Origin of the sequence: Pseudomonas sp. SWRI154 (assembly GCF_014268645.1) — a bacterium.
Classification (GTDB): Bacteria; Pseudomonadota; Gammaproteobacteria; order Pseudomonadales; family Pseudomonadaceae; genus Aquipseudomonas; species Aquipseudomonas marvdashtae.
Map to the genome: position 1 here is coordinate 1 of NZ_JABWQW010000074.1, position 779 is coordinate 779.

Genomic DNA, 779 nt, shown 5'->3' on the forward strand with positions numbered 1-779 from the left:
GCCAGTTCGATGTCATTCAGGGCACGGTTGACCAGTAAGGTGCCCAGCTCGATCAACTGCTGAAGCCCCAACGCCACATGCCGCCGTGAGCCTTCCAGGTCGAATGCCAGGTCACTGGCCATCGCATTGGCCGAGGCCAGGGTTTCGCTGAGGGTGGTCAGCAGGGATTCGGTGTTGAGACCGGGCACTACGGAAAAGACCTGGCCTTGCTCGGTGTCGGGCTTGGCTGGGGTGTCGGGCGATAAGTGAATGCGTAACGCGCGATCAGCCGCTTCGCGGCGCTCTTTTGAGTCGAGGCGGGTGTAGGCGGAGAGGTTTTCGGCTTTTTTGGGGGGATTGGGGGTGATCTTGACCATGACGTGCAGCTCCATTCAAAAGTGGAGTTCGCCATTTCCGCGACCAAGCGGAGGGGTGGCGAACTGTACGCAGGTTGGTCGACCAGGGAATGGAAACCCGGCAGGGCCCGGAGCCCTCCCACGCACAGTCGGCCATAAAGCAGCCAGCCGCTTGAGCGGCACCGTGCGCCATTCTAAACCCGGACGACCAAGCCCGGTCGCTGATTTTGCAGCGACGGACAAAGCCTATCCCCAGCGCTTCCGAACCACCAACCGCCACGACTCGTCGGAAAATTCCGCTTCATCACAATTTTTGTAGGAATACGTAACCCCTGTGGCGAGGGAGCTTGCTCCCGCTGGGTTGCGCAGCGACCCCAAAATTTCCGGATTGAAAAGCGACGACTGCTGCGCAGCCGAGCGGGAGCAAGCTCCCTCGCCACGGGT

The 779-nt window shown here is 60.8% G+C and carries 1 protein-coding gene; it reads right to left on the reverse strand.

Annotation, left to right across the window (positions count from 1 at the left end; all coding sequences use genetic code 11):
* Window positions 1–356, reverse strand: a 356-nt coding sequence (locus tag HU806_RS26205; RefSeq protein ID WP_186615802.1) for a DUF6124 family protein, incomplete at its 3' end; no start/stop codon positions are given.
* Window positions 357–779 lie beyond the last annotated feature (423 nt).